The sequence below is a fragment of the Paenibacillus sp. FSL H7-0703 genome, assembly GCF_038003485.1.
GTDB lineage: Bacteria > Bacillota > Bacilli > Paenibacillales > Paenibacillaceae > Paenibacillus > Paenibacillus polymyxa_B.
Map to the genome: position 1 here is coordinate 4,579,452 of NZ_JBBOPF010000001.1, position 26,790 is coordinate 4,606,241.

Genomic DNA, 26,790 nt, shown 5'->3' on the forward strand with positions numbered 1-26,790 from the left:
TATATCAGGTGAATATTTTTTTAGTAAATGCTCGCTGCCTGTTCGTGGTTCTCCTAGGATAGGCCGCTGCGCCCAAGCTATCTAGCCACGAGCATAGACAGACATCTGCTGCAGACTCGTGGCTATAATTCTCAACAACACCTAGAGCACAAATGACCTAGTTGTCGTAATTTCCTTTATGAGCGTGTTCTACAGAGTTGATTGTGTTTCTCGGATTCTATCTCTTTAGAATCTCTCGCAAATACACTGTCAACTCATCTGCTGCTTTGGCATGGGCGGGGAGCCCGGGATGGCTGCGAGATCCTATCGTTTCTTCCGTCGTATTAGGTAGTTGGAATACCGACACATTCCGATCCCTCGTTCTTTTTTTGTATGCGTCTACCGCTCGGTAGATTGAGGGCATCATCGGAGTACCCAGCATCCCATAGGCCCACACAATATGGGCAGCAGGATTGTAGGTCCGAAGCTTGACAAGAAAACGTTCGATAGCGCTTTCAAAATCTTGTAAATCCTCTTCATTGAATGTACCGTCCTCGTTCAAGCGTTGCTTGTACACTTTCCCGCTTGCTGGGTCCGTCCATGCAGGAGAATAAAAGGCTCCCCCGTCATTAGTCCCCAAATTCACTACGACCACGTCCGGCTGCCATGAGGTAAAATCATGGTCTGAAAATGCCCCTAATGCTTCATTTCTCTCACCGGTTAGCACACCACATACCTGCTCATAATATGCGGGTATGTTTGCATGCGGATTATTATCCCAGCTTGTTAGGACACCCCATCCGCTTTGTGATAACACTCGGTAGTCTGCATTCAGTGCTTCGGCTGTTATGGCTGTATAATTGCGTAGTGCTGTGAACAGCATGGGAACCCAGTCTGTCTCCTCCTTCGCTCCAATCGTTCCTTCTCCCGAGGTAATGCTGTCACCGATAAATTCCACCTTGAGGGACTTATCAGTGACTGGCAGCAATTCCCCGTCAACCTTCAGGGCATGGATTTGCAACAAGCAGCGCGAGTCCGAACTCATAGGCTGGACATCCTTGACCACACGGACATTTTTGACCGTATCAGGGTTCAACCCTCTCAAAACACAGATCCAATGCCGTCCTGCGGTCACCATCAGGCGACTCATCGGAACACCATTGATGACAATACTGATCCAGGGTTCATACACCTGGTAATCGGCCTCAATTTCAATCCACAGCTCTGAGCCTTTGATATTCAATTCAATGCCACTGCCTGTCCAAAACAGAGTAAGAGGTGTACGTGTGTGCGTAGTTCGACCATGAACCTTTACATGCTTTGCTTTTGTAAGTGGGTATGTCTTCAATATCTTGTTATGTGACATTTCAACACCCTCCTCATGATATATAAATGAATGCTAGTTTCTGTAATATTGTAAAAGAAGTGACAAGGAATCTCAAATTCTATTTCTAAACAAGCAAGGGTCCAAGGCTTTATATGGATTATTCTTTTCGATCATGGACTTAGGACAACATATGATATCAAAAAGCACCAGCCCATTGAATTTTGCTGGTGCTTCTTTGATATACGGAGCAAAGATTACTTGCTAAGTGGATTTTTTCACAAATATTATTTTATCTATTAATTAGCTTTGCCAAACATGACGATATTAATCGCCTTGCCGAAGTCTATACCTATTTTTCCAGTTAGCTCTGCTGTTTTTTGTGCTAATACGACTGCATTGACACCACAAGAGAACAGCGCAATATCAAAGTCATCTTTGTGTGCTGCGATCCATTGGAGTGTTTCGGGCATTTGTTCATATTGATGAAATGCTAGCGTGTGCGCGATATACAGCTTGTACGGATCGGCCTCAAGAACAGGCTTTACTTCAGCAGCCGCTCGGGTGACTAGCAGAATGCGTCGATTTTTCAGCATGTCCCAGAAAGCGGGTGTCTCAGCCAAATACCGATTCAGGCAGGCGTGACAGGTCAGCGCGGGGGAGAGAGCATAGTGAGCAAAGACCTGATCGGTCAGCTCCCGCTTCATATAGGATGGTGCTTTAATAGATTCGTCATCATATGGCAAAATGCCAGCAATACTGGCTTTGCTCACTGCCTCAGCCACCGCATCTCGCAGTTCCGTGTTCGGCAGAAACAGTCCCTTTTGACCGAGATTGGCTTTGACCGCCCAACGTTCCTGTAATACCTTTTCCATCGGCCAGACGGTGTCCTGCGCCAACACTAAATTTTCACCATCTCCAATACGTATGAGCGAAAAGGGCTGGTGTTGTTCGAGTGCCAGCTTCAAACGTTTCAGTACCTCGTCAATCTCCAGATACTTTGGATTCGTCATATCATGTTACCTCCCTGTCGTTCCTGCTTGTTCAACTTTTCAGATGGAGTAAAAAACTTTGTATTCTATCATATGTCGAAAGCGAAAAGGTTTTTGTATGAACGGCTATTCTTTTTGGATTCTACCTATTTTTACAAGATTCGTTGCATCTGTACGTGCCGTTTCGGGAGCGTCTTCATAACTTGAGAGAAGACGGTTGAAAGGGAGGAAGATCAATGAATCGCAAGATTGTAATTGAAATTAATTTTAATAACTATGGGATGAATCCCAACCGCCTGACACGTGAGTGGATCAGTGAGCGACTGGATATATTCAGAACCTTTACGCTGCGCAGTCTGCTCAGTCAGACGAATACGGATTTCTTATCTGTCGTCAAGCTGGCGGGCGGATGCAGTGACATTGTGGAAGAGGAACTGGCCAAGCAGGAGCCCATTCCCGACCACATTCGTTTTGGTACGAGCATTGAAAGTAAACGCCGTATTAATACGTACATCGAAGGCGCGGACGAACTGCTCATTGCTCGAATAGATTCCGACGATTTGTATCACCAGTCATTTGTACAACAGTTGCATGATTACAAGTTTCAACCGGAGACAGTTGCGCTGGTGAACCAGATGGGTTACCTGTGGGATGCGGTTGAGGGGCAGATGGCACCGGTGTTTCACCGTTCGCCTTCCTTTTATGTGTTTCGCTATCAAGTGGAGGATTTTCTGAATGATTACCGTGTCGTCATTCCTGGGAAGGGTACGCATGGATATGTAACGGAGCTGCCGCATGAGGTCATTCCACTTCGTAACTATGTGAACGTCATTCATGCCGCAAATACTTCGGTGAAAAAAGTGCCGGCGAAGGATCGGCTGTCAGAGAATGAAATGAATGCTGTGCTGGCTGAATTTCTGGGAACAGGCATTGCCAATTCGTAACGGCAGGAGGAGATTATATTGTTCAAAGGAAAAAAACTGCTGGTGACCGGAGGAACGGGATCTTGGGGGCAACGCCTAACGGCTGAATTGCTGAAGGAGGGACCGGCGGAGATTCGTATTTTCTCACGCGGTGAATTTGCACAGATTGCCATGCAGCGGCAGTTTCAATCTGATCCTCGCCTGAATTTCATGATTGGAGATATACGAGATCTTCAGGCATTGCAGGAGGCATGTCGCGGAGTGGACTATGTATTCCATTTGGCGGCATTAAAGCATGTCCCTGTGTGTGAGAGACAGCCGGAAGAGGCTTTCAAGACGAACGTACACGGTACGGAAAACGTGATCCGGGCCAGCATTGAGCAGGGAGTCGCCAAGGTAATTGATGTCTCTACAGACAAGGCGGTAGATCCGGTGAATGTATATGGCATGACGAAGGCGATAGGTGAAAGACTGATGATCCGCGCCAACACTTTAAGTGAGCGTACTCGCTTTGTGTGTATTCGCGGCGGCAACGTGTTGGGGACGAGTGGAAGTGTCGTGCCTCTTTTCAAGCGCCAAATCGCGGAAGGGCAGGATTTAACGCTGACGAGCCCAGATATGACACGCTTTTTCCTCACGCTCGGAGAAGCGATTGGCTTGCTGCTGAAGGCTTCTGTCACGGCGATTGGGGGAGAGACACTTGTGATGAAAATGAAGGGCTGCAATATTGCAGATCTGGCAGAAGTGATGAAAGAACAGGCGGGTCAGCCTGCGTTGAAAGTGAAGGAGATTGGTATACGTGGTGGGGAAAAGCTGCATGAAGTGCTGATTTCGCCCTATGAGGTGCCGCATACGTATCGCTATGATGATCGCTATTTTGTTATTCTTCCCCAGCAAGCAGACAAGCGCTTACTGAGCCAATACGGTGGATTGGAACGAGTGAGCTTCGATCAATATCGCTCGGACGATGAGTTAATGGATCGCGCTGGAATTGCTGAGCTACTGCGAGGCATGGAGTAACGATGAAAGAGGTGGGTATTTTGCAGCTTATGGAAAAAATAACTAAAGGAACTGTGAAGGTTGCGGTAATCGGCCTCGGTTATGTAGGGCTGCCCATGGCAGTGGAAATGGCAAAGGCTGGTTATGATGTATATGGTGTGGATTCCGATCCCGTCAAAGTAGCCAAGCTGCTTCAAGGAAAGTCGTACATCATAGACATTGGTGACGATGCATTGGAAGGTCTGATCGGGCAGCAATTGCATCCGGTTACGGATATCAAGGTGCTGGAGCATGCGGATGTCGTTGTGATCTGCGTGCCTACGCCACTGACGGACGGACACCAGCCGGATACGTCCTATATTGAAACGGCTATTGATCAGGCCATACCTCATTTGCGTAGACAAACACTGTTGATTCTGGAAAGCACCACCTATCCCGGAACGACCGAGGAACTGATTCGGCCGGTGATAGAGCAGCGCAGGGGCTGGACAGTAGGTAAGGATTTTTATGTGTGCTTTTCACCGGAGCGTGTTGATCCGGGCAGCGTTCATTTTAACATTCGCAACACACCCAAGGTGATCGGCGGTTGCACACCGGATTGTCTGGCAGCGGGAGTAGGTTTTTATGGGTCCTTTTTGGACCAGATTGTACCAGTCAGCTCGACAACCGTGGCGGAAGCCGCCAAGCTGTTCGAGAATACATTCCGCAGCGTCAACATTGGAATGGTTAATGAGCTGACAGCCGCCTGTGAGAAAATTGGCATCAATATATGGGAGGTACTGGATGCGGCGGCAAGCAAGCCATTCGGTTATATGCCTTTTTATCCGGGACCTGGGATCGGGGGGCACTGTATCCCGGTTGATCCGCTATACTTGTCATGGAAATCCGAGCAGCATGGTTTTCCACTGGAATTCGTGGACTTGGCAGATCGCATGAACCGGCGTATGCCGCTGTATATCGCGGAGCGAATTGAAGCCATGCTCGCTCAGAAAGGTAAAGCCATAAACAAAGCCAAAATTATTCTGGCAGGTGTGGCCTACAAAAAGGACATTGATGATGTTCGGGAATCCCCAGCTCTTGTCCTGTTTGAACATCTAATAAAACTGGGAGCTTCGGTGAGCTTCACCGACCCGTATGTATCGAGCTTTAAGCTGAACGGTGAAGCAATCTCCTCTCGAACGGCAAATGCCCAGTTATGGGAAAGTGCAGATATCGTAGTCATCACGACAGACCATTCTGTGGTGGATTACCAACAGCTGGTCGACCATGCCCCGCTGGTCTTCGATACACGTAATGCGACTGCACATTGTACAGGTGGACATGTCGTCATCTTGGGGCATCCCGGTGATGGAGGGGGCGCCGCTGTTGGCTAACCGTGATCAGGTAAATGAACGTTATTACGGGCAAATCAATTCGGAAGAGTCCCATGAAGCCACCCGCAATAGAATTCACTGGATTTGCCGCCATGTACAGGGCCATACTGTGCTGGATGTTGGGTGCAGTCAGGGCATAACGTCCATTTTGCTTGGGCGGGAAGGATTTAAGGTAACAGCCATTGATTTGGAAGAGGGCAGCATTTCTTATGCGAAAAAAGAACTTCGCCAGGAATCCGCACCCGTCCGGGGAAGAGTCCACTTTCAGTTAAAGGACATTTCACAATTCGAGCGTCCTCCCGGTGGATTTGACACCATTATTTTAGGGGAGATTTTGGAACATTTTGCGCATCCTGACACCCTGCTGGCTCATGCTTATCGCTTGTTGAATAAAAAGGGAACGCTCGTCTTGTCTGTACCTTATGGATACCATCCGTTTCATGATCACAAGCGGACTTACTATGCTGGGAGCCTCTCCCGTGTGTTGTATCCTTATTTTGATGAACAAGCGCTGGAGGTGCATCACAAATATTTGTGCTTTGCCGGCCGCAAGAAGTCGAAAGAACTGCGTGAGGCCAAACCAGGGGTAGAGCATCTGAATGAGTGGATGAAACTAGACGAGGAGCAATTTCGACTGGTGGAGCAGCAGCATGTTCGCAAAATGAATCAGCGAAAGGCCGCACTCGACAAGGCGGTACAGCGAATCCGGCATATGGAGGAACAACTTTTGACGTTGCACAGGTATGCACGTGTCGAACAGCTAGACAAGACGCAGGCTGAAAGGAGAGGTGCATATACTGATGGCGAGTCTACCGGAAAAACGACGGCAGATTCAGCCAAAGGTAAAGGGGAGACGTGAAGTCATGACTGAGCATCCAATGACTATCAGCTTGTGTATGATCGTAAAAAATGAGGAGCAGACACTGGCCCGCTGTCTGGATTCGGTCGCAGACCTGATGGATGAAATTATCATTGTGGACACGGGATCGACGGATCAGACGAAGACGATAGCAGCCCGCTATACGGATCGGCTATATACGTTTGAATGGAGGGATGATTTTGCAGCCGCCCGTAATGAATCGTTTGACAAAGCGGCGTGTTCCTACATCATGTGGCTGGATGCGGACGATGTGCTGCTGGAGCCGGACCGTGAGCGCCTGCGCGCCTTGAAGCGGCGTTTGTCTATGGATATCGACGCAGTGGTGATGCCACTTCATTTGGCAGAGGGGGAGCAGGGTGAACTGTTGTTCACCTCACGCCGTATCCGTCTCGTGAAGCGTGAGCGACAATACCGCTGGGAAGGGCGTCTGCATGAGGATCTGGTGATACCTCAGGGGCAAATCGTGCATTCGGATGTGGCAGTAACTCACCGCCGAATGCAAGACCACACGCTCCGTAACCAACGTATTCTCGCCCGGTGGATCAGCGAAAGCGGCAAGCTGGAGGGGCGTCTGCTGTATTTGCACGCCAATGAATGTTTTGACCGTAAAGAATATGCCGAGGCGGCAGAGGCGTTCAACCATCTGTTGGAGGAGCCAAGCGGCTACCGTGAGGATCGGATTACCGCTTGTGCGCGGTCGGCGGAATGCTATCTTCACCTCGGGAAGCCGGAGCAACAGCTGGATAGTCTGTTACGCTCCTTTCGATACGGTGTACCGCAATCAGACTTGTGCTGCATGATCGGTGACTGGTTTTTCACACGAAACGAATGGACCACCGCCGCATACTGGTATGAAAAGGCATTGGAGCAACAGCATCACCTTCCGGGTATGCGACCTGTTCCACTACCATGCTACTCCTGGTTACCTCATGTGCGGCTTAGCCATTGCTATGCCCATGTAGGTCAGCTGGACGCTTCGTATGAGCATAACCAAACCGCTTTACGCTATTTGCCCGACGACCCGCATTTACTGGATAATGCACGCAAGCTCAAGGAGGCTATTTCCAACTCCCCACCCTCAGCCCGTTCCTCAAAATAGTTCAAGCTGTTCCGGTCCGTTATCCTCTTCGGGTGGCTTGCGAAGGGGAAAAGGTTTAGGGTCCATGCCAAGCATGGTCATGAGCTGCTTGGCGTTAGCAGCGGCGTCTCCACCTGAATTGTTATTGAAAATAACACACACCTCACGGCTTTGCTGCTCCAGCTCCAGCAATCTGTCTCTCCATTCGGTCAATTCTTGTTCATTGTACCGATACAGATAACGAACCTCCCGCCAATTAGGCGCGGAGCTTTGATTCCAGCCCGATATGTTCCGTCCGTGGAGACGTACGACTGTCAGATTGCCGTCTGTAGCCAACGGCACAATAGGAACCGACCCCGGTCCCGCCTGCGGCTCGTCGCATACGCTGTGTATCCAGCCTTCTTCACGCATGAATGCCAGCGTTTGTTTCCGAAAGTCGGATGTGAACCAGCTTTGATGTCTGAATTCAAGTACGGATGGGACCTCTCCCATCCTTTTTTTCGTGTCTCGCAGTACAGCGACATTCTCACGTGTACAGTCGAACCAGGGTGGGTACTGAAACAGCACGGCTTTGAGCTTACCCGCTTCGCGAAGAGGCTGTATAGATGCATGCAGTGCTTCGTACATGGCATCTATTGTTTTGAAGTAAGGCTGCTTGCCGCGGGTATGTCCAGTCATGCCTTGATAGGCTTTGACGAGAAATGAAAAAGAGTCAGGGGTTTCCGCCGCCCAGCGTGCCATACGATCTGTGGGCTGCACCGCATAGAAAGAACTATCCATCTCTACTACCGGAAAATGGCTTCCATAGACGCTTAGTTTTTGGTTAGCTTTGGTGCCCGTTGGATACAAGTCATCATGATCGCCCCAACCCGTAAGTCCAATTTGAATCATAACTTCCCCGCTCCTTTCTCTTATGAATACTTCCAAAGGCGCTCCCATGAATCATTTTAATGATAAAATGGGGTGAATCACATGAAGTTGGTATGAAGTTCCTATGATTATTTAAGCTCAAATACGGTTATTGTAACACGGTTTGATGTTCATGATTTTGTAAAAACCTTATTCGTAATGCTTTTGAGTTTCCAGTTTGAAAAAGCTAATATAGTATGTAATAGAGTGAAAATGAGTTCATGGAGGAGAAACGGTATGGCAGAATGGTACGAGCAAAGCTTTGGGGAAGATTATTTATTGGTATACAAGCATCGCGACTTTCAGGGAGCCTATCAGGAAGTGCAAAAAATGATCTCCTGGCTCAAATTACCGCAAGGCTCCAGCGTATTGGATTTATGCTGTGGGATGGGCCGTCATTCGCTTGCGCTCGCAGATGCAGGTTATAAGGTGACCGGTGTGGACCTTTCCAATGTGTTGCTGAGAGAGGCTCGTGCAGCTGATTCCGAAGGGCGGGTAAGTTGGCATCAAGGGGATATGAGAGAGGTGCCGCTGGATGAAAGCTATGACGCGGTGATGAATTTGTTCACCTCCTTCGGTTATTTTGAAAAGGATGAGGAGCAGCTTAAAGTACTAAAGGAAATATATCGGCTGTTGAAGCCGGGGGGACGCTTTATCATAGATTATTTGAACCCTGCTTACGTAACCGCTCATTTGGTACCGCATTCGTCACGGGAGGATGAAGGGAATTGGATTGAGGAGCATCGGGTCATTGAAGATGGCTTTGTGAAAAAGCAAATTGCGATTCGGTCAGCTGCATCCGTTGTGGGCACTGAGGTAGCCTCTGCTCTGGGCACGACTCCTACTGAGGGAGAACCTGCGCGCGTGTATCATGAACGAGTGAAGCTATATCCATATGAAAAGTTTCGTGGATTGCTAGAACAAGCCGGACTATCTGTAGAGCAGGTACACGGAAGCTATAATGAAGATCAATATATTGAAGATGCTTCGCCTCGAATGATTTTTGTCGGCGTGCGGGCTTGAAACAGAAAGGCGGATGGAAGCCATGAAATTGCCAGAGCTTACACCATGTGAGCGAATAGACGGAGGCTTTCAGGTCAAAATATCCATGTCCTTTCCGCTGCGCTGGGTGAATAGCTATGTGCTCAAGGGACAGCACGGTTTTACGATTGTAGACCCGGGGCCGCGCAATATGGACACTGAGGCAGAATGGGCGCATGTCTTTCAACAGCTGGGGATGTCCTTTGGGGATATCTCTGACATTGTGGTGACTCATCATCACCCCGATCATTACGGATTGGCGGGCTGGATGCAGCAGCAAAGTCAGGCTCGTGTACATATGTCAGCTCGAAGCCATAAGGAAGCGATGATGATGTGGGACGCTCCAGAATCGACGGTCGCTATGGAGAACAGGCTTCCCAGCTTTTTTGTCCAGCATGGCTTTCCTTTGGAGCAAGTGTCGGCCTTGGAATTACATATGCGGCAGGCATATTTGCAAGTGAATCCACAGCCTGAAATTACCGTTATTCCTACCGGAATGGACGCTCGTCTGGAATGGGGTGAACGCAGTTGGTTTCCCGTCGAGACAGGAGGACATGCGCCCGGACATGTGTCCTTATATGATCCGAATAGCGGCGTTATCCTCTGCGGTGACGCAGTTTTGCCGCAGATTTCTCCTAATATCAGTCTGCTGCCAGACAGTGATGCCCAGCCGTTGAAGTCTTATGTAGACGGCTTGCAGCGTCTAGGCGAGCTGGAGGTAGCGTGGGCATATCCGGGGCACCGCAATCCGTTTGGTTATTTTCGGGAGCGGACGCAAGCGTTGCTGGCGCATCATGAAGAACGGCTGGAGAAATTCCAGCAGCTGATCCAACCGGAGGGCAGCACAGCCTATGAGCTGTGCATTGCCATGTTCGGTGGCAAGCTGGGTATTCACCAGCTAAGGTTTGCCATGTCCGAGACGCTGGCTCATCTGGTGGAACTGGTGCGCCGTGAACGGGCCTCTATGAGCGAGACGGACTCAATCACGCGCTTCTATCCCCTTTGCCGTCAATAGTCGCGGAAAGTTAACCAACAAAGTGACATGACAAGAGCAACATGACAAGCGGCATGCATGCCGGAAAAGAGGATTTTATGAATTTGCTGCTGCTGGGAGCTACCGGACGCGTAGGACGGTACATATTAGATTATGCATTAGCGGACGGCCATGCCGTTACGATCCTTGTTCGTTCACCAGACAAGCTGGAGGATTACGCACCCGGATACGGGAATCAGCTGCAAATCGTACAAGGCGATGCCACTAATGCAGAGGACGTAGCACAAGCGCTGAAGGGTGGGGCAACGGCTGTGATCAGTGCGCTGAATACGGATGGAACGACTACCTTATCCGCTAATATAGCCCTGCTGATCCGGCTCATGCAGGAGCGGTCCATTTCCCGGCTCATTACGGTAGGAACGGCAGGGATTTTGCAAAGCCGGACCGAACCGGACCTGTATCGGTACGAGTCCTCCGAGACCCGGCGACGCAGCACTCGTGCGGCCGAGGAACATCGGCGAGTGTACGAATTGCTGCGTGAATCAGCACTAGACTGGACAATCGTATGTCCAACCTATCTGCCGGATGGAGCGCGGACAGGGATTTATCGTGTGGAAAAAGATTTTTTGCCTGAAGGTGGCTCACAAATTAACACCGCGGATACGGCTGATTTTACCTATCGTCAATGCAAGAGTTACGAATTTGTCCGTACACGGGTAGGCATTGCCTACTAATCATGGAACGCCAAACATAGCTTCATTTTTAAGTATTCAACCAGAGCGCGGTAAGTGTACCTACTCATTGCGTTCTTTTTTTAATTTGACAAATACTCAGGCTTAGAATACTATGATTCTTAAAGGAAACACTGTTTCCTGAAATCTTGTGTAGATCTTTAATTTATTATAGTAGCATCAAGCGACAGTTCTTAATAAGCAAAAGGAAGTGTATTGAATCATGTCCGAGCCATCGCATCCCTATAAAACCTATTCGGAAGTGAAGCTACAGCAGCAGCAATTGCTACGTAAAAATGTCATCGATGCGGCATGCATCCTTCTTGCGGAAGAAGGGCCAGAGGCCGTGACCGTGCGGCGAGTTGCGCAGAAATTAAGCTGTTCCACCAAGATCATTTACAGTATTTTTGGCAGTAAGGACGGTCTTGCCAATGAGATGTACCTGGATGGATGTCGGCTATTGGCTGAATCCTTCCAGCAAGTACCTGTTACCGAAAGCGTACTCGCTGATCTTGAAGCTCTATGCTGGGCGTACTGGGAATTTGCGCAGCTTCATTCAGCTTATTACAAAATGATGTTTGGCGGTGCATTATCTGATTTCAAGCCGGATGAACAGAGCTTGGAGGGTACCACAACGGCATTGTCACGAATTCTGCACACCGTCACACATGCTATGGAGATAGGGGCACTGAAAGAGGAAGATCCGCTGTTAGTTGTCCGAATGCTGTGGTCTGCTTTACATGGAGTCATACATCTTCAGTTTGCAGGTCATTTTTCAGATGTAGATATGGCTCAAGGAGTGTATACATTTACACTGAAGAATACGCTCGTAGCATTTAAAACATCCTCATCCCCATCGTAAATATGAAGTGTACTGAGGTCGTCATAGTAGATGACTTCAGTTCATTATAGAGTAGTGGCAACAATGTTTCTAAAATAAAACAACGATACTATGGAGGTTATCATCATGTTTATGTACGCAAATAAAACAGCTCTGATCACTGGGGCTTCATCCGGGATTGGCGAGGCCTTTGCCTATTCGCTCGCAGCTAAGAAATGTAATCTCATTTTGGTAGCACGCAATGAAACCAAATTAGAGACGCTGGCTAAAGAACTCTCAGCTAAATATAACGTAAAAGCAACGGTGATTGCGATGGATCTTTCCACACCAGGAGCATCACAAGCATTGCATCAGGAGGTTCAAAAGCAACAGCTAAAGGTAGATCTCTTGATTAACAACGCCGGTTTTGCCACCTATGGATACTTTGAGCAGGTTTCAGGAGAACGACAGCATGAGGAAGTGATGCTCAATGTGGCTGCTTTAGTCGACATCACACATGCATTTATGCCTGATTTATTGCGTAAGCGGGATGGTGGATTAATCAATGTTTCTTCCACAGCTGCATTTCAGCCCGATCCTTATATGGCGGTGTATGGAGCAACCAAAGCATTTGTGCTTTCTTTTACTGAAGCGCTATGGGCCGAAAATCGGAAACGGGGGCTTAAAGTTCTGGCCCTTTGTCCAGGCTCAACAGAAACGCCTTTTTTTGATATTGTTGGCGCAAGTGAAGCGTCAGTTGGAATTAGGGAAACTCCCCAAACCGTTGTGAAGAACGCGTTGAGAGCATTTGAAAAGGGGCGTAGTCACATCATTTCCGGTCGCCAGAACTATTGGGTAGCTCAGGTGTCCCGGTTATTCTCTCGTCAATCCACGCTGGGAATTGTAGAACGTGCACTGCGTCCAAAAAATGGATTGTAATTTATGAATGAAGGTAATCTGGGCTTGAAATGTCAGGATTGCTAATCAATATGTTGTGAGTTTTATGCACCGGGTCTGATCGTTTCTAACTCGACTTGAATCAGACCCGGCGTTCCTATTTGTATAGATCAAGCACTTAGACCCTATTCAAGCCCTCGGGAATATAGTAAAATTCCATCCCGTTTCTCCCAGCCGTTAGCTGACCAGAAGCGTTGCCCCCCTGCGTTATGCTCCATTACAAACAGATGACATTTATCAATGCCTTCTCTCAGCAAAGCAGATAACGCCTTATCCACCAGTCTGGGCGCGATCCCTTGACCACGATGTGCTGTGGCTACACCCAGATGATACAAAAACCCCCTGCGAGAATCGTGACCCGCTAAAATCGTGCCTATAATGTTTCCGTTGTACTCACAGACAAAGCTAAGTCCTTCGTTCCGTTGTAAAAAGCGTGCAATCCGCTCCCGTGAATCGGCCTCGCTTAATCCCAATCCGTCTAAGCCATTCCAAAGCTCAATAGCCTGATCATAATCGTCAGCCTGCATCGTACGGAATGTATATCCTTCAGTTACGTTTGCCATGTCTAGTTCTCCTCTAACCCTGTATATATCTGTTGTATTCCAAGCGTTGTTTGTTATTTAACGTGTTGTATTCGGTGCGCTTTCTTCCCCAAGCTCCTGCTCGCGCTCTGCCTGTTTGCGATGGGCGATACGGCTGCTGGCCGAAGCTGCGATAGCGCCCACGATGTCGTCCAGGAACGTATGGATCGGCCCGAGGCTTTTATCGTTCAGGCGTTCCAGCACACCCGGTTTGAGCTTATCGACATAACCGTAATTGGTAAATCCAATGCTGCCGTACACATTTACGATGGAGAAGGCCAGAATCTCATCCACTCCGTATAATCCCTCATCATTCTCAATCATGTCCTGCAATGGGGGAAGAAGAGCGCCCTGTTCGGCAAGGATGTCCAGCTGGATGCCCGTGAGCACTGCATTTTGAACCTCGCGCTTCATCAGCACCTTGTCCACATTCTCAATACATTCTTCCATCGTTAGGGTCGGGTAATATTTCTTTTGTAAAAGCATGACCAGTTCTGCGATTTCAGTCAGGTGTACACCACGCTTGTGCAGCAACTCGCGGGTGGCATCGGCTACCTTTTTACTATTCAGGCTGTATGGTGCTTTTTTCTTGTCCATAAAGTTGAAATTCCCTCCTCGTATAGATCCTGATTTCTACTGCAATTATGACCAGTGTGTCCAGTCTGCTGAAAAAGTAGTTATTTTTTACGCGAGGCTCGTATACATATTAGTACAATCTGTACAAAATTGTTAGGGAGGAACTTCACTTATGAATATAAAACACCCATGGCGTATGACCTCTGTAGCTGGACTGCTATCCCTACCGCTGTTGTTGTCAGGCTGCAGCCTTTTCGGCGATGAATCGGCATCTATTGACCCCCCGCCGTCCACGACAGAGCAGTCCATGATTAAGGCTGTAACCGGAAAAGCACCTGCCAGTACAGGGCAACTGAGGGCTGTTTTTTTGCAAGATCATAACGGTTTGCTGGCCCCAGTATCTTTACCGATTGCTACAGGTGATGTACAGGCAGATGCCAAGTCAGCGCTAGAAACATTGGTTGAGGGCGGGCCGTATGCTGGATTATTACCAGAGGGATTTAAAGGGGTAATACCTCAGGGTACAGAAGTAAAAAGTGTGACAGTGGACAAGAACAACAAGCTGGCTGTTGTCGAATTCAACAAATCTTTCGCCAACTATAAGCCACAGGAAGAACGCCAATTAATGGAGAGCTTGACTTGGACCCTAACCGACCGTCCCGATATTGAGAGCGTACAGATCTGGGTGGAGGGCAAAAAGCTGAACGAAATGCCTGTTGGCGGCACACCGCTGGATCATCCATTGACGCGTGCAGTAGGTATTAATTTGGAAATTGGTCATGGCGTGACACCCCTGGATTCCAGTCCAGTCACTGTGTATTTCTCTTCTTCTTCTCCTGCTGGAGTTCAATACTATGTACCTGTAACACGGTTGGTTAGCCCTGAGAAAGATCGTGTCCAGTCAGCACTGCATCAATTGATTCAAGGGCCGCAGACCAAAGATGGGTTACAAGAAGTGATGACAGGGGAGACGGCGCTGAAATCGGTAGAACGCTCCAAAGACAACGTAATTACGGTATCTCTCTCAGATGATATGTTTGCTAAAGGAGAAGCTGTGCCTGCTGAATTTTTGGAATCGGTTGTGCTGACAGCGGCAGACAATTCAGATGATGCGGTCAAAACAAAAATTCGGATTGAACTGAATGGTGAAAAAAGCGTAATTGGACAAAATAATCAAAATTATGGAGAGCCTGTAGCCAAGCCGCAACATATTAACGAAATCCCTCTTTAAGGGCGGGAATCGTCCTTGGGGTGCTTTTGCCTGCACACTTTGGTAAAATAAACATATAAGAACAGGTTGCATACGACGTAGGAGGAAAAAGCATGAGTAGATCTAACGGACGAAACGGTGATGAGCTGCGCCCGATGAAATTGACAGCAGGAGTAAATAAATACGCGGAGGGCTCTGTTTTTATAGAGGTTGGCGAGACGAAAGTCATTTGCACGGCTACTGTAGAAGAACGCGTACCCCCCTTTATGAAGGGACAAGGAAAGGGCTGGGTGACCGCAGAGTATTCCATGCTTCCGCGTGCGACTCATAGCCGTAATCAGCGTGAAGCTGCGCGTGGCAAGCTGACAGGCCGTACCATGGAAATTCAGCGTCTGATTGGAAGAGCGTTGCGTTCGGTGGTCAATTTGCATGCGCTTGGTGAACGGACGATTACGTTGGATTGTGACGTCATTCAGGCGGACGGCGGAACACGCACAACCTCAATTACCGGTTCTTTCGTAGCGTTGGCGATTGCGGTTAATAAAATTGCCACCCAGCACAAGCTGCCTGTTTTTCCAATTACCGATTTCCTGGCTTCCGTCAGCGTAGGGGTTGTTGGTGAAAAAGCGTTGCTGGATCTGAACTATGAAGAGGATTCCAAGGCCAAAGTAGACATGAATCTTGTCATGACTGGCAGTGGAAAATATGTTGAGCTGCAAGGTACAGGTGAAGAAAGCCCATTTGACCGTAACGAATTGGATCAACTGCTTAGCTTGGGCGAACAAGGGATTCTGCAAATGATTGAGCGCCAAAAAGAAGTGCTTGGACCGATTGCTGATAAGATCGGTGCTGGACGTACAGGAGCTGGCGCCTAATGCGGCTGGATGGCCCGGTCGTCATTGTCGCTACGAAAAATAAAGGAAAGGTGCGGGAATTTGCGCATGCTTTTGCGCCGTTTGGCAAGGAAGTCAGAAGCATGTACGATTATCCCGACATTCCTGATGTCGTTGAAGATGGCAAAACCTTTGCCGAAAATGCACTGAAAAAAGCTAAAGCGGTTGGAGATGTGCTCGGTTTGCCCGTACTGGCCGATGATTCCGGCCTCTGCGTGGACTTGCTGGACGGTGCACCGGGGGTATACTCTGCCCGTTATGCTGGAGAAGGTGCCAGCGATCACGAAAACAATATTAAGCTGCTCGACGTTCTAGAATCGAAGCAGCTGGGTGATGATACGGGACAGCCTTTGCTAAGCCCGGCTCAATTCGTCTGTACCTTGATTCTATATAATCCGCAGACTGGCGAGACGTTGGAATCGACAGGCTCTGTGGAGGGCTGGATTACTACTGAAACCGCCGGCAGCGGCGGGTTTGGGTATGATCCGCTGTTTTATTTGCCAGAGTTTGAAAAGACAATGGCCGAGCTGACGTTGGAACAAAAGCAGTCTATCAGTCACAGAGGGATAGCTCTGCGTGATTTGGCAACAAAACTGGGTAATCCACAGGCATAGCATTGGTAACAGGGGCGAAATCATCCCCCATTCACATAACGAAAAAAAGGCTATCCGTCAGCCATAAGCTGCGGATAGCCTTTTTGTGTACTTTCTGTTCCCCATATAGTACACAGCGAAAAATTGCCGCTGCCGCTTAGAAGCTCTATTGCTTCAGCATTCAGCGTAGCTTATCGAATAGCAACCTTGTAAGTGCGCAACCAGTTATCCACTTGAGCCAAGTAGGCGAACAACTGGGGACCCGACATCAGCTGACCAAACCAAGGCAGATTGGTGGATGCCTCCGGTGAGGCGGCAATATCACGTACCTTTTGCGCATCGATCAGCTTGAGCAGTGGGGAAGAGGAATCATCCAGCAGCTGCAGCGCCTGCTTTTTCACAGCGGCAAGATAGGAAGGATTATGCGTTTTAGGATACGGGCTTTTTTTGCGATACAGCACATCATCCGGCAATACACCCTCCAGCGCCTTGCGTAAAATACCTTTTTCACGTCCGCCTGTCATCTTGATACTCCACGGAATGTTCCATACATATTGTACCAATCGATGATCGCAATACGGCACCCGCACTTCCAGTCCGGCCCCCATACTCATCCGATCCTTGCGATCCAGTAGAGTAGGCATAAAGCGGGTGATGTTCAAATAGGACATGACGCGCATTTGCGCAGCTTTTCCTGTTTCCCCTGGTAGCTTCGGCACTTCTCCTATCGCTTCTGAGTAGCGATCGTTCAAATACTCTAGCGGCTTGATCCAGTCCCGTACCTCTGGAGACAACAGACTGGCTCTCATATCGGGTGCAACTGCCCACGGGAATGTACCCGAATTCAGCATATCCTCCCGGTGGAACCAAGGATATCCGCCAAAAACTTCATCCGCAGCCTCGCCGGAAATAGCGACCGTAGCTCCTTTTTTAATCTCCCGGCAAAAGAGATATAGCGACGAATCCACGTCCGCCATTCCGGGTAAATCCCGCGTTAGCGTGGAGTTATTCAGAGCTGCTACGACTTCTGGCGTATCGAATTCAATCCAGTGATGATTTGTCCCTAATTCATCCACCATCCGCTGAATCCAGGGGGCATCGGCTCCGGGTTGAAACGCATGGGCTTTAAAATGCTTGTCGTTATCCACATAATCGACCGAATACGTATGAACTTGTCCCTGCCCGGTACGTTTGTAATAATCGACAGCTAATGCGGATAGAGCGCTTGAATCCAGCCCGCCAGACAATAAGGTGCACACTGGAACATCCGAAATGAGCTGCCGCTCCACCGTATCCAGTAACAGTTCTCTTACCTTAAGTGCCGTTTCTTCGGTGTTATCCTCATGCGCAATGCTTTCCAGTTTCCAGTAGGCATGGATGCGCACGCCGTCGCGGCTGTAGGTTAACGTATGCCCGGGGCGTAGCTCCTTCATAGACGAATAGACGCCGTGTCCGGGGGTACGTGCAGGCCCGATGATAAAAATTTCGGCCAATCCCTCGGCGTCCACTGCTGCCTCTACCGCTGGATGCTGGAGCAGTGCTTTGGGTTCTGAGCCAAATACGAATACTTCTTCGGTTTGGCTATAAAATAGCGGCTTCACTCCCAGCCGATCCCGTGCCAGAAATACCTGCTCCCGCTCGCTATCCCAGACCGCAAATGCAAAAATGCCGTTTAACCGATCCACACATTCAGGGCCCCATTCGATATAGGATTCGAGCAGCACCTCCGTGTCGCATTGTGTACGGAAAAAATGCCCGCGCTGTTGCAGCTCTTTTTTCAGCTCAGGCGCGTTATATATTTCCCCGTTATATACAATCGTATAAGTGATATCCTCCAGCTGCCGGATCATGGGCTGAGCACCATTTTCCGGGTCCATAACACTCAATCTTCGGTGTCCGAAGGCACACGGGTTGGATATCCAGGTACCCGCAGCATCCGGTCCGCGATCGGAGAGCGTTTGTGTCATATTCAGCAGCAGCTCAGATTGATGCATTAAGTCTCCGTTCCACTGTATGAAACCTGTAATTCCGCACATGTCTGTTCATCCTCTCTTTGTCGTGTTCATCCAGTGTTGGAATGAATCAAAAACTAAATCCCCAGTTCATCAGTATATATGCCGAAAAGAAGCATAAAATGTCTGTCCGTTCCGAAAACTACAGATGGGACAACCCGTCTACTCGCAAGGAAGGAGGGAGACCATGTACTACATCAAGGATGCCAAAATACGCCGCTTCACTGAACTTGACGGAGTGCGCTGCGCTGAGGTAGAGGTGCGGCCCGGTGCCGCAGATGACCCGGAATTGCTGGTCTATATCACGGCCAAGGATCAGACGGATGGTCAGCATGACTATGACATGGTACGGATCATCCGCAATGACGCCGATCTGGAGCTGGATTGGTACGACAATAATCTGCATTCGGCATTTGAGGAAGTGACAGACAAGGCTTTTACCGACTCTACACACATTACTGCTGGTGAGGAGCGAGAGAAGTTTAAAAAAGAATTGCTCTCCTATGGGCAGCTCAGCACAGAGTTCGCCAAGGAGTTCGGGGCATGAGGATATGGTGTGCTATGCCTCGGCTTTTGTTGATTTGGGCCCCGGCGCCATCGCCGGATCAGCGTGAAAGGAGGGGGAAATCATAGACGGTAAAGCGAATTATAAGAAAAACAAAGGCAGCAGTTATATTCATAACAATGAGTTCGCGGAAGAAGTGCTGGAGAAAAACGTAAGACATGAAGTACGGAGAAGTCCTAAACGCTTTGGGAATAAATAAGCAGCCATTGAACCAAATAGCAACAGCAACTCATTAAAAATGACCCTAAAGAAGCCTCCGTATCCCGCCAAATTTGCGGTATGTAGGAGGCTTCTTTTTGAACTAAGCCGCTTCACGCAGCGTCATAATCCCTTTGTAGATGTTATAAACAAAAACCCCGAGATAGACCACTACGAATAGCAGCACAAACCCGATCACTGAACCTGCATGATTCGCCGTAATAATAAAATACACTAGCGGAATTGCCGCAATAATGGGGAAAATATGCGATAAAATAGCCTTTTTTGCATGTCCCTGAACATATTCGTCCCGTACTGCAATCCACACAATGACAGGCACTAGAAAAGGTGCGAAGAAAATGCTGAAATAACAAAGTGACGACAAAAGACCTCTCACGGCTTTACCCCTCCTTTAATGGCATGATTCTTTGTACATAATACCCCGTTAGCGTCCAAATGATTCCTTTTGCAGCCCACTTCCCTATATCATGAAAAAATGCTTTTGACAGTTGCCCGAAATGTGATATAATAATCAATGCGCTGAATACATAAGGTTTTATTGATCACCATCTTGTCCCAGTAGCTCAGCTGGATAGAGCAACGGCCTTCTAAGCCGTCGGTCGGGGGTTCGAATCCCTCCTGGGACGTCGAAGCGTTCAGATATGTAAAGTTTGTACGAAATTAAAAATGCTTCAAATCCTTGATATATAAGGGTTTGGGGCGTTTTTTTTTCTTTTATTGGGGTTACGATAGAAAACGTTAGAAAAAGGTGTGATTAATACACCTGTTTACACAAATTATACACACGATTTTTACACGCTATATAAACTAATACCCCTAATAGCACGCCTGTTGAATAACCACAAAATGGCAGAAAAAAGATCGTCTTTTCTGCAGAATCGTTGGTACCATCCAAACGAATTCGAAAGAAGACGATCTCATGAAAAATTCTATCACGATTACATCTATCCTTCAATCCATGCTGACTCCTGAAGAAGTTCAAAGGGTTGTGAAGTTAATAGGTTATGAAGACAAAGCCCGCAAGTTTACGGTGTACCATTTACTCCAATACTGGTGCATGGCTGCGTTGGAACAATGGGGTAGCTATCGATCCATTGGGCTCCTTATCACGGAGAGCGTGCAGCTATTAAACTTCATGTCGCTTTACGAGCAGAAAATGGGCAACCCCTTCAGGGGGTCGAAACAGATCAATAAGGCTTGATGGCAGATTGAAGTCTTCTTTCGTTGGATCAAGCAACATTTGAATATTCCAACGCTGTTCGGTACGACTGAAAATGCGGTCTAAGGGCAATTATTCTGTGCTCTAATCGTCTATGTCCTGCTCGATTGGCTATTTGTTGCTGCTCAGACTTCATGGCCCCAACATGCCGTTCTTTCCTTTGCGCGATTTTCTCTTCTATTTCTTCTTCAAAACTACCTGTTGAATGGCTGATTCAGATTCGGCGCGTTCTTCTTCAGTGCACCTCTTGTTTCATGAATTGAGTTACTTATTTTGGTTATTCAACAGGCGTGGCAGAATCTAAAAGTATCTATAATCATAAAAGATTTATTCCACTTTTAGATAAGGATTGAGAAGACCATTTCAGCTAACTGCGGCTTTAGTTTAATAACAATCTTCCATAAAAGAGCGCGATTCTATAATAAGGATCAGTTCGTTTTCATTAAAGGGCCATATTATATCTTTTAATTTAAGTGAAACTGCCTAAAAAGTATGTTAATATCAGATTTAACAGACAGACAAATTAGTATTTATAGAGGCGAAATTATGAAAAAATATAGAATATATCAAGTAGACTCATTTACAAAAAATAGATTTCATGGTAACCCTGCTGGGGTTGTTCCAAATGCAAATGGACTTACAGATGAGCAGATGCAGAGAATTGCAAGAGAATTAAATAATTCGGAAACTGCATTTATTTTTGAAACAGATTCTTCAAATTATGATGTTGAAGTAAGATTTTTTACTCCAACAACAGAGGTTCCAATTTGTGGTCATGCAACAGTAGCAGCGCATTATATTTATGCAATTGAGAGAAAAGCTGAAACTGGAAGAATTATTCAAAAAACAAAAGCAGGTATATTGCCTGTTGATGTTATAAAGTATGAAGATGACTATTCTATTGTAATGACACAGGGAGAACCTTCTGTATCAGAGCCTTTAAATGATGAAATAAGAAGTCAGATTGCAAATGCGTTAGGTATTTCTTGTAAAGATATTTGCATGGAATATCCAGTTGCAATATCTTCAACAGGTCATTCTAAGGTAATGGTTCCGATTTACTCCAATGAAATACTACATAGTTTAAAACCTGATTTGCAGAAGCTTACAGAAATCAGCAAGCATATTGGATGTAATGGATATTATGTTTTTACATTAAATCCACAAGAGGATATATTGGTTCACGGAAGAATGTTTGCTCCTGCAATTGGAATAGCTGAAGACCCGGTGACAGGAAATGCAAACGGACCGCTTGGAGCCTATTTGGTACACTATAACATTTTGCAAAATGAGAATGAGCAGTCTTTTGATTTTGATATTTTACAAGGTGAGGCAATCAAAAGAGAGGGAACAATGCATGTTCATGTGAAAAAGGAACAGGGAAAACCCGTATTAGTTCAAATTACGGGGAAAGCGGTTATTGCTTTTTCAACGGAGATCATACTTTAAAAAAGTCTAACAAATTTATCAATAAGCTTAATGACGGATTGTCAAGCCAAGTACAAACCAATAACACCAATGTCCCAGCAAGTACTCCTGGGACGTATAGCAAAAAGCTTCCTACATGTAGGAAGCTTTTTTGTGTTCCAGCAGGATGATTGCTGCTAGCTTTATACCGTCGCCTTCGCTTTATGAGCAAAGAACTGCGGCAGATGCTCTTTGTGTGCTTCTAGTAATTCATCCAGTACGGTTTGAGCAATATCCCCGCTTGGCACGAGCGGATTCAGGGTGAAGGCTTGTAGTGCGGTTGCATAGTCACCGGTGACCGCCGCTTCAATCGTCAGCTCTTCCATTGCCTTCATCACTTGTAGCAAGCCCCGCTGTGCAGGTGGGAATTTGCCAAAGTTGACAGGTTCGGCACCATGGGCGCGAATGACACTAGTCACTTCGATGGCACTATCATAAGGAACATCATCAATGGCCCCATTGTTGCGTGTACTAACCACCATCAATGTGCCTTTGTTGTTATAAATGGAATTAATGATCTCACAGGCTGCATCGCTGTAATGCGCACCGCCGCGTTTGGATAGTTCCTCTGGTTTGTAATCCAGATTCGGATCTTTATACAATTCAAACAGACTTTCTTCCAGACGTTTAACCACTTGGCCCCGAGTTCCTTCGTTTTTGGCTTCCTCTAATTCTTCCTTGAGCATATTATCCGTCATATAGTAATACCGATGGTAAGGACAAGGCAGCATTTTCAATTGACGAACTTGATCATACAGGAAGCGCATGTTCTTAATATTTTCAACGACTTTCTCTGGCTTTGCACCCGGAGCGTACAGTCCTTCAATGACTTGCTCTGTTAATTCGGCCCCTGTTTTGTCATAAACTTTGTGCCAATGAAGGTGGTTAATTCCTGCAAATTTAAAGAACAGCTCTTCTTCCGGTTTGTCCAGCACAGCTGATGCACTCTTGATCGCGCCGATTGGAACATTACATAATCCGATGACTTTATCCCACTGACCATAACGAAGCACGGCTTCGGTGACCATACCTGCAGGGTTGGTAAAATTAATTAACCATGCATTCGGACACAGTTCTTTCATATCTTCGACGATACTGAGGATAACGGGTATGGTGCGAAACGCCTTGAACATTCCTCCGGCACCATTGGTCTCCTGACCGATCATGCCATGTTTTAACGGAATACTTTCATCCTTAATCCGGGCTTCCAGCAAGCCTACCCGAAATTGGGTCGTTACAAAATCGGCGTCCTTCAACGCTTCCCGACGATCCAGCGTCAAATGTACCTCACAATCAATGCCTGCAGCCTTCACCATCCGTTTGGCCATAGCACCTACGATCTCCAATTTTTCACGTCCTGCCTCAATATCTACCAGCCACAATTCCCGAATGGGAAGCTCTGCATAACGTTTGATGAAGCCTTCTATTAGTTCTGGTGTATAGCTGGAGCCTCCGCCAATGGTTGCAATCTTTATGCCTTTTTTCATAGTTAGTGCCTCCTAAGTATGTTTTGTAAACCGCTTTCTTAAGCACAAATTCACTGTAATCCCTGTAATGCATTACAGGTCAAGCGCTTTTAAAAAACTTATTTTGGGAAGGTGACAATTATAGGGCGGACACTACGAACATGCTAAAATAGAAAGAACGAGGTGAGAAAAATGGCGAATATTCATGAAATTGCAAAGCTGGCGGGGGTATCTTCGGCTACGGTATCCCGTGTCATTAACAACCATCCGTACGTGAGTGAACCCACAAGGCAGCGAGTGCAGGAGGTCATAGATCGGCTGGATTATGTTCCTAATTTAAATGCGGTATCTTTAAAAAAGGGCATGACCAAGCTCATAGGTATTATTTCACTTTCTTTTAATGATTCATTGGGTTTATTTGTGCGTGGATTTACAATGTATGCTCAGGAGCATGGCTTTAATATAGCGCTGTTTATTACGAATGGGGAGAAGGGGCGAGAACTTGAAGCGCTGGAAATGTTGCGGAGAAAGCAACTGGACGCCTTGGTCTGCATGATTCGCGTCAATGAGTGGAGTGTGATTGAGCATTATACAAAATATGGCCCGATTGTGACCTGGCAGCGTGTAAACATTGAGGCAATCCCGTCTGTATTTATGGATCAGTATCAGGGCTATACGCTGGCATTGGAACATTTGTACGCCCGAGGATATCGGAAAATTGTGAATGTGTACGGCAGCATGCGGGGGTTGAATACGAAAGAACGCATTCGAGCTTATCATGACTTTTGTGAAAAATATGATTTGGATGCTGAGGCCTTCCCGCATTTTTATGATTTAAATTCAATAGCAGCTGGTGAACAAATAGCTCATTGGTGGGCAGAACGAGCACAAACAGAAAGGCCGGATGCCTTTGCCTGTTCTACCGATTATTTGGCAGCAGGTCTTTTGACTGAAGCACGGAGACTCGGTGTTTCTGTGCCAAGCGATTTTGCAGTAGTAGGCTTTGATAACACCGAAATATCGCATTTGCTTGATTTGACAACGATTCATTACCCGATAGACAAGCAAGCTGAGAATGCGTTCATTATGATTCGCAATGCCCTTGAAGGGCTGGATGAAACGATACATCATCTGGAATTCAAATTAGTAGAGCGAGCGACCACCTGATTCCAAAAGGGACTTCATGTTAGTGGTTATTAATTTCCATATTCAAGTTTATATAGTAGGAATAATGGAAGAAAAATGTTGACACATGTTAAAACATGGTGAATAATTTGAGGTGAAAGTATAAAATTTGGATTTTTTGTATGAAGGGTGGTTATGACTTGGGACATACACCTACGATTTTGACGAAGTTAGAGGATTATTTAGGGGAAAACAATTTGACGCTGGCACAATTTGCCGAACATTCAGGTGTTCATCAAAGAACACTTAATAATTGGATTGCCAAGCATCGTCCTGTTGCTATACATCAGCTTGATCGAATCACTTGGGCTATGGGACTACCAGAAGGTTTTTTTTACGAACTATACATAGATAACTACATCATTGAGCGTTCCCCGGATTGGAGGCGAATTGAGCCGTTGTTGTTTCGCTGTGCGGAACTGGACAAGTTGGATGCTATCCAGCTTGTAGTGGGACATATTATGGACAACCTTCTATATTCCCCAAAGTTATTTGATGCAGCAGAAAAATTATTCGCACAAGGTCAGCACAATGCTGCATTGTTGCTCTACGAAGGGATTGCGGAAGGCGAGAAGTACCAGCATTCTGAACGTTTGGCTATCTGTCAGTATCGTATGTTTACCATTCAGGTGGGTAACAATCAGATTCGAAATCTCAAGGCGGCTACACGATTTGAACCCTTTGTCGAACGTCTGAATGAAATAGATCAACTCGATGCGTTAAAAGATTTGGCGAATGTGTATCGTTCTCTGCGTGAATGGGACAAGCTCGATGCAACTGCTCGGAAAATGAGAGCCAAAGCGGAGATCCAATATTCTTTGAAACATCAACAGAAAAAGCGAGAGTGGGAGGAGTCTGAAAAGAGGCTGAGTCGCCCGATGTTTGTGTACATTACCTATGCTGATTTACTGTGTGCGAGTGTCTGTGAAGCCCAAGGCGATTATCAGCAAGCATTACAATTTACAAATGCCTACGCAGATTTAGATTGGGTGATCGAGACAGACCAGAAAACTCAACACTGGGTCAACTTGTTCAAGCATTGGGCAGAAGGTAATACTTATGTAAATAAACTCCTATCTGGAGATACGAATGTGCTTCCTCATTATGTTGAATATATTGCATCCACATCAATCACTTCCGAGAATGAAAAGCTATCCAAGTTGCTGAACGTTATGATAGCTGCTAACCGATATGCAATAGATATCAATGATGTCCTTTCACGTTTTGAAGTGGAGATTAATTCTTTTGCTCTGCTATCACAATCTACTGATATGTACACCCAACAAGTGATGCCGGATTATTTTGCATGGTTTGGTTATGAACTGGCTTATTACTATTTAAGACGGGGAATGTTCAATGATGGCTTTAAACACTTAATATATGCATTGGTAAAAGCCCACATACTAAATAATGAGACTTATTTTATAAACTGTACGGGACTTTTTGCACATTTCCAAGCACATGCGCTTCCCGAAACAAGGGAAGAGTATTTCAAACTATTAGAAAAGGTGTGGTTAGACAATGTTGAAAAAAATGATTCTGCTGGTCATCGCAGCTAGCTTCTTGTTTATTTTATCAATGCCTGTTCAGTCGCATAACCAAAATCAAAGAATAACGCCTCAAGTACAAATTGGAGGTGCTTAAAACGGTTAGGTTGTATGTTCTAATATTCATTGAATCTTTTTATGAAAAAGAGCCTCGGTCCCGCTTTATTAGTGGAACGGAGGCTTTTTTACGTGGATTTTGGGGCTTCGCTGTTTATGCAAACTTTTGGGATGTTCTTTTTTTGTTAGGCGCATCATTT

General features: G+C 46.8%; 26 protein-coding genes, 1 tRNA gene and 1 pseudogene. 20 read left to right on the top strand and 8 right to left on the bottom strand.

The genetic code is table 11. The features are described from left to right. Nucleotides 1–217: 217 nt before the first annotated feature. Together MHB46_RS20470 and MHB46_RS20475 are read right to left on the bottom strand one after the other, a co-directional pair. Entirely contained in the window at nucleotides 218–1,345 is a 1,128-nt protein-coding gene (locus MHB46_RS20470; protein WP_341163243.1) for an SGNH/GDSL hydrolase family protein, read from the bottom strand. 257 nt (nucleotides 1,346–1,602) lie between these two features. Beyond that, on the bottom strand, nucleotides 1,603–2,316 hold the full coding sequence (locus MHB46_RS20475) for a GT-D fold domain-containing glycosyltransferase (protein ID WP_341163244.1): 714 nt from the start codon (nucleotides 2,314–2,316) through the stop codon (nucleotides 1,603–1,605). A 215-nt stretch (nucleotides 2,317–2,531) separates the two neighbouring features. Between MHB46_RS20475 and MHB46_RS20480 the strand changes: the two genes are divergently transcribed. The 5 genes from MHB46_RS20480 to MHB46_RS20500 are packed head-to-tail and all read left to right on the top strand — an operon-like array spanning nucleotide 2,532 to nucleotide 7,569. Beyond that, nucleotides 2,532–3,239 carry a glycosyltransferase family A protein gene (locus MHB46_RS20480; RefSeq protein ID WP_341163245.1) on the top strand — a complete coding sequence of 236 codons (708 nt, stop codon included), beginning with the start codon at nucleotides 2,532–2,534 and terminating at the stop codon, nucleotides 3,237–3,239. An 18-nt stretch (nucleotides 3,240–3,257) separates the two neighbouring features. After that, complete coding sequence (locus MHB46_RS20485) at nucleotides 3,258–4,238, top strand: polysaccharide biosynthesis protein (RefSeq protein ID WP_250240170.1); 981 nt, start codon at nucleotides 3,258–3,260, stop codon at nucleotides 4,236–4,238. A gap of 2 nt (nucleotides 4,239–4,240) precedes the next feature. Beyond that, the gene (locus MHB46_RS20490; protein ID WP_341163246.1) at nucleotides 4,241–5,590 is read left to right on the top strand and encodes a nucleotide sugar dehydrogenase; all 1,350 of its coding nucleotides are present in this window, start codon (nucleotides 4,241–4,243) and stop codon (nucleotides 5,588–5,590) included. Further along, nucleotides 5,583–6,449 (top strand): class I SAM-dependent methyltransferase, encoded by an 867-nt coding sequence (locus MHB46_RS20495; protein ID WP_341163247.1) that lies wholly within the window; start codon nucleotides 5,583–5,585, stop codon nucleotides 6,447–6,449. The genes MHB46_RS20490 and MHB46_RS20495 overlap by 8 nt, the downstream gene beginning before the upstream one ends. A 4-nt stretch (nucleotides 6,450–6,453) precedes the next feature. Beyond that, nucleotides 6,454–7,569, top strand: a complete 1,116-nt coding sequence (locus MHB46_RS20500) for a tetratricopeptide repeat-containing glycosyltransferase family 2 protein (RefSeq protein WP_341163248.1) — start codon at nucleotides 6,454–6,456, stop codon at nucleotides 7,567–7,569. Here the strand turns inward: MHB46_RS20500 and MHB46_RS20505 are convergent. Further along, complete coding sequence (locus MHB46_RS20505) at nucleotides 7,561–8,439, bottom strand: DUF72 domain-containing protein (RefSeq protein ID WP_341163249.1); 879 nt, start codon at nucleotides 8,437–8,439, stop codon at nucleotides 7,561–7,563. The genes MHB46_RS20500 and MHB46_RS20505 overlap by 9 nt on opposite strands. Before the next feature lie 255 nt (nucleotides 8,440–8,694). On the opposite strand from MHB46_RS20505, the gene MHB46_RS20510 reads away from it, so the two are divergent. The 5 genes from MHB46_RS20510 (at nucleotide 8,695) to MHB46_RS20530 (ending at nucleotide 12,982) form a co-directional block, all read left to right on the top strand. Then, nucleotides 8,695–9,480, top strand: coding sequence for a class I SAM-dependent methyltransferase (locus MHB46_RS20510; RefSeq protein WP_341163250.1), 786 nt, complete (start codon nucleotides 8,695–8,697; stop codon nucleotides 9,478–9,480). Nucleotides 9,481–9,502: 22 nt separating this feature from the next. Then, nucleotides 9,503–10,513, top strand: a complete 1,011-nt coding sequence (locus MHB46_RS20515; protein WP_341163251.1) for an MBL fold metallo-hydrolase — start codon at nucleotides 9,503–9,505, stop codon at nucleotides 10,511–10,513. 77 nt (nucleotides 10,514–10,590) lie between these two features. Next, nucleotides 10,591–11,226 (top strand): NAD(P)-dependent oxidoreductase, encoded by a 636-nt coding sequence (locus tag MHB46_RS20520; RefSeq protein ID WP_341163252.1) that lies wholly within the window; start codon nucleotides 10,591–10,593, stop codon nucleotides 11,224–11,226. A 220-nt stretch (nucleotides 11,227–11,446) separates the two neighbouring features. Then, nucleotides 11,447–12,085, top strand: a complete 639-nt coding sequence (locus MHB46_RS20525) for a TetR/AcrR family transcriptional regulator (RefSeq protein ID WP_061828860.1) — start codon at nucleotides 11,447–11,449, stop codon at nucleotides 12,083–12,085. Between the two features lie 105 nt (nucleotides 12,086–12,190). Continuing rightward, nucleotides 12,191–12,982 (top strand): SDR family NAD(P)-dependent oxidoreductase, encoded by a 792-nt coding sequence (locus MHB46_RS20530; protein ID WP_341163253.1) that lies wholly within the window; start codon nucleotides 12,191–12,193, stop codon nucleotides 12,980–12,982. 143 nt (nucleotides 12,983–13,125) lie between these two features. Here the strand turns inward: MHB46_RS20530 and MHB46_RS20535 are convergent, their stop codons facing one another. Further along, on the bottom strand, nucleotides 13,126–13,563 hold the full coding sequence (locus MHB46_RS20535; protein WP_165179188.1) for a GNAT family N-acetyltransferase: 438 nt from the start codon (nucleotides 13,561–13,563) through the stop codon (nucleotides 13,126–13,128). Nucleotides 13,564–13,620: 57 nt separating this feature from the next. Further along, a complete protein-coding gene (locus tag MHB46_RS20540) occupies nucleotides 13,621–14,178 on the bottom strand; it encodes a phosphatidylglycerophosphatase A family protein (RefSeq protein ID WP_039272599.1) in 558 nt (185 codons plus the stop codon). Nucleotides 14,179–14,329: 151 nt separating this feature from the next. Between MHB46_RS20540 and MHB46_RS20545 the strand changes: the two genes are divergently transcribed. From MHB46_RS20545 to MHB46_RS20555, 3 genes are all read left to right on the top strand, one after another. Continuing rightward, nucleotides 14,330–15,388, top strand: a complete 1,059-nt coding sequence (locus MHB46_RS20545) for a GerMN domain-containing protein (RefSeq protein WP_254350225.1) — start codon at nucleotides 14,330–14,332, stop codon at nucleotides 15,386–15,388. A 92-nt stretch (nucleotides 15,389–15,480) separates the two neighbouring features. Then, nucleotides 15,481–16,242, top strand: coding sequence for a ribonuclease PH (rph, locus tag MHB46_RS20550; protein WP_341163254.1), 762 nt, complete (start codon nucleotides 15,481–15,483; stop codon nucleotides 16,240–16,242). Then, nucleotides 16,242–16,874 (top strand): XTP/dITP diphosphatase, encoded by a 633-nt coding sequence (locus tag MHB46_RS20555; protein WP_341163255.1) that lies wholly within the window; start codon nucleotides 16,242–16,244, stop codon nucleotides 16,872–16,874. Before rph ends, MHB46_RS20555 begins: the two co-directional genes overlap by 1 nt. 170 nt (nucleotides 16,875–17,044) lie before the next feature. Here the strand turns inward: MHB46_RS20555 and asnB are convergent, their stop codons facing one another. Next, complete coding sequence (gene asnB, locus MHB46_RS20560; RefSeq protein WP_341163256.1) at nucleotides 17,045–18,889, bottom strand: asparagine synthase (glutamine-hydrolyzing); 1,845 nt, start codon at nucleotides 18,887–18,889, stop codon at nucleotides 17,045–17,047. Between the two features lie 163 nt (nucleotides 18,890–19,052). On the opposite strand from asnB, the gene MHB46_RS20565 reads away from it, so the two are divergent. Next, nucleotides 19,053–19,412: a hypothetical protein gene (locus MHB46_RS20565; RefSeq protein WP_013311672.1), complete on the top strand. Its 360-nt coding sequence runs from the start codon at nucleotides 19,053–19,055 to the stop codon at nucleotides 19,410–19,412. Nucleotides 19,413–19,731: 319 nt separating this feature from the next. Here the strand turns inward: MHB46_RS20565 and MHB46_RS20570 are convergent, their stop codons facing one another. Then, entirely contained in the window at nucleotides 19,732–20,025 is a 294-nt protein-coding gene (locus MHB46_RS20570) for a DUF4870 domain-containing protein (protein ID WP_016324668.1), read from the bottom strand. A 176-nt stretch (nucleotides 20,026–20,201) separates the two neighbouring features. Between MHB46_RS20570 and MHB46_RS20575 the strand changes: the two genes are divergently transcribed. The 4 genes and pseudogenes from MHB46_RS20575 (at nucleotide 20,202) to MHB46_RS20585 (ending at nucleotide 22,317) form a co-directional block, all read left to right on the top strand. After that, nucleotides 20,202–20,275: transfer RNA gene (locus tag MHB46_RS20575), tRNA-Arg, on the top strand. 293 nt (nucleotides 20,276–20,568) lie between these two features. Next, entirely contained in the window at nucleotides 20,569–20,850 is a 282-nt protein-coding gene (locus MHB46_RS20580) for a hypothetical protein (protein WP_341163257.1), read from the top strand. Further along, nucleotides 20,851–21,131: pseudogene (locus MHB46_RS26270) on the top strand (transposase); the annotation flags it as partial. A 283-nt stretch (nucleotides 21,132–21,414) separates the two neighbouring features. Continuing rightward, the gene (locus tag MHB46_RS20585) at nucleotides 21,415–22,317 is read left to right on the top strand and encodes a PhzF family isomerase (RefSeq protein ID WP_069290241.1); all 903 of its coding nucleotides are present in this window, start codon (nucleotides 21,415–21,417) and stop codon (nucleotides 22,315–22,317) included. A 161-nt stretch (nucleotides 22,318–22,478) separates the two neighbouring features. Here the strand turns inward: MHB46_RS20585 and MHB46_RS20590 are convergent, their stop codons facing one another. Continuing rightward, entirely contained in the window at nucleotides 22,479–23,822 is a 1,344-nt protein-coding gene (locus tag MHB46_RS20590; protein ID WP_341163258.1) for a 6-phospho-beta-glucosidase, read from the bottom strand. 171 nt (nucleotides 23,823–23,993) lie between these two features. On the opposite strand from MHB46_RS20590, the gene MHB46_RS20595 reads away from it, so the two are divergent. Next, a complete protein-coding gene (locus tag MHB46_RS20595) occupies nucleotides 23,994–24,968 on the top strand; it encodes a LacI family DNA-binding transcriptional regulator (protein WP_341163259.1) in 975 nt (324 codons plus the stop codon). A gap of 158 nt (nucleotides 24,969–25,126) precedes the next feature. After that, nucleotides 25,127–26,545: a helix-turn-helix domain-containing protein gene (locus MHB46_RS20600; protein WP_069290239.1), complete on the top strand. Its 1,419-nt coding sequence runs from the start codon at nucleotides 25,127–25,129 to the stop codon at nucleotides 26,543–26,545. The last annotated feature ends 245 nt before the right edge of the window (nucleotides 26,546–26,790 follow it).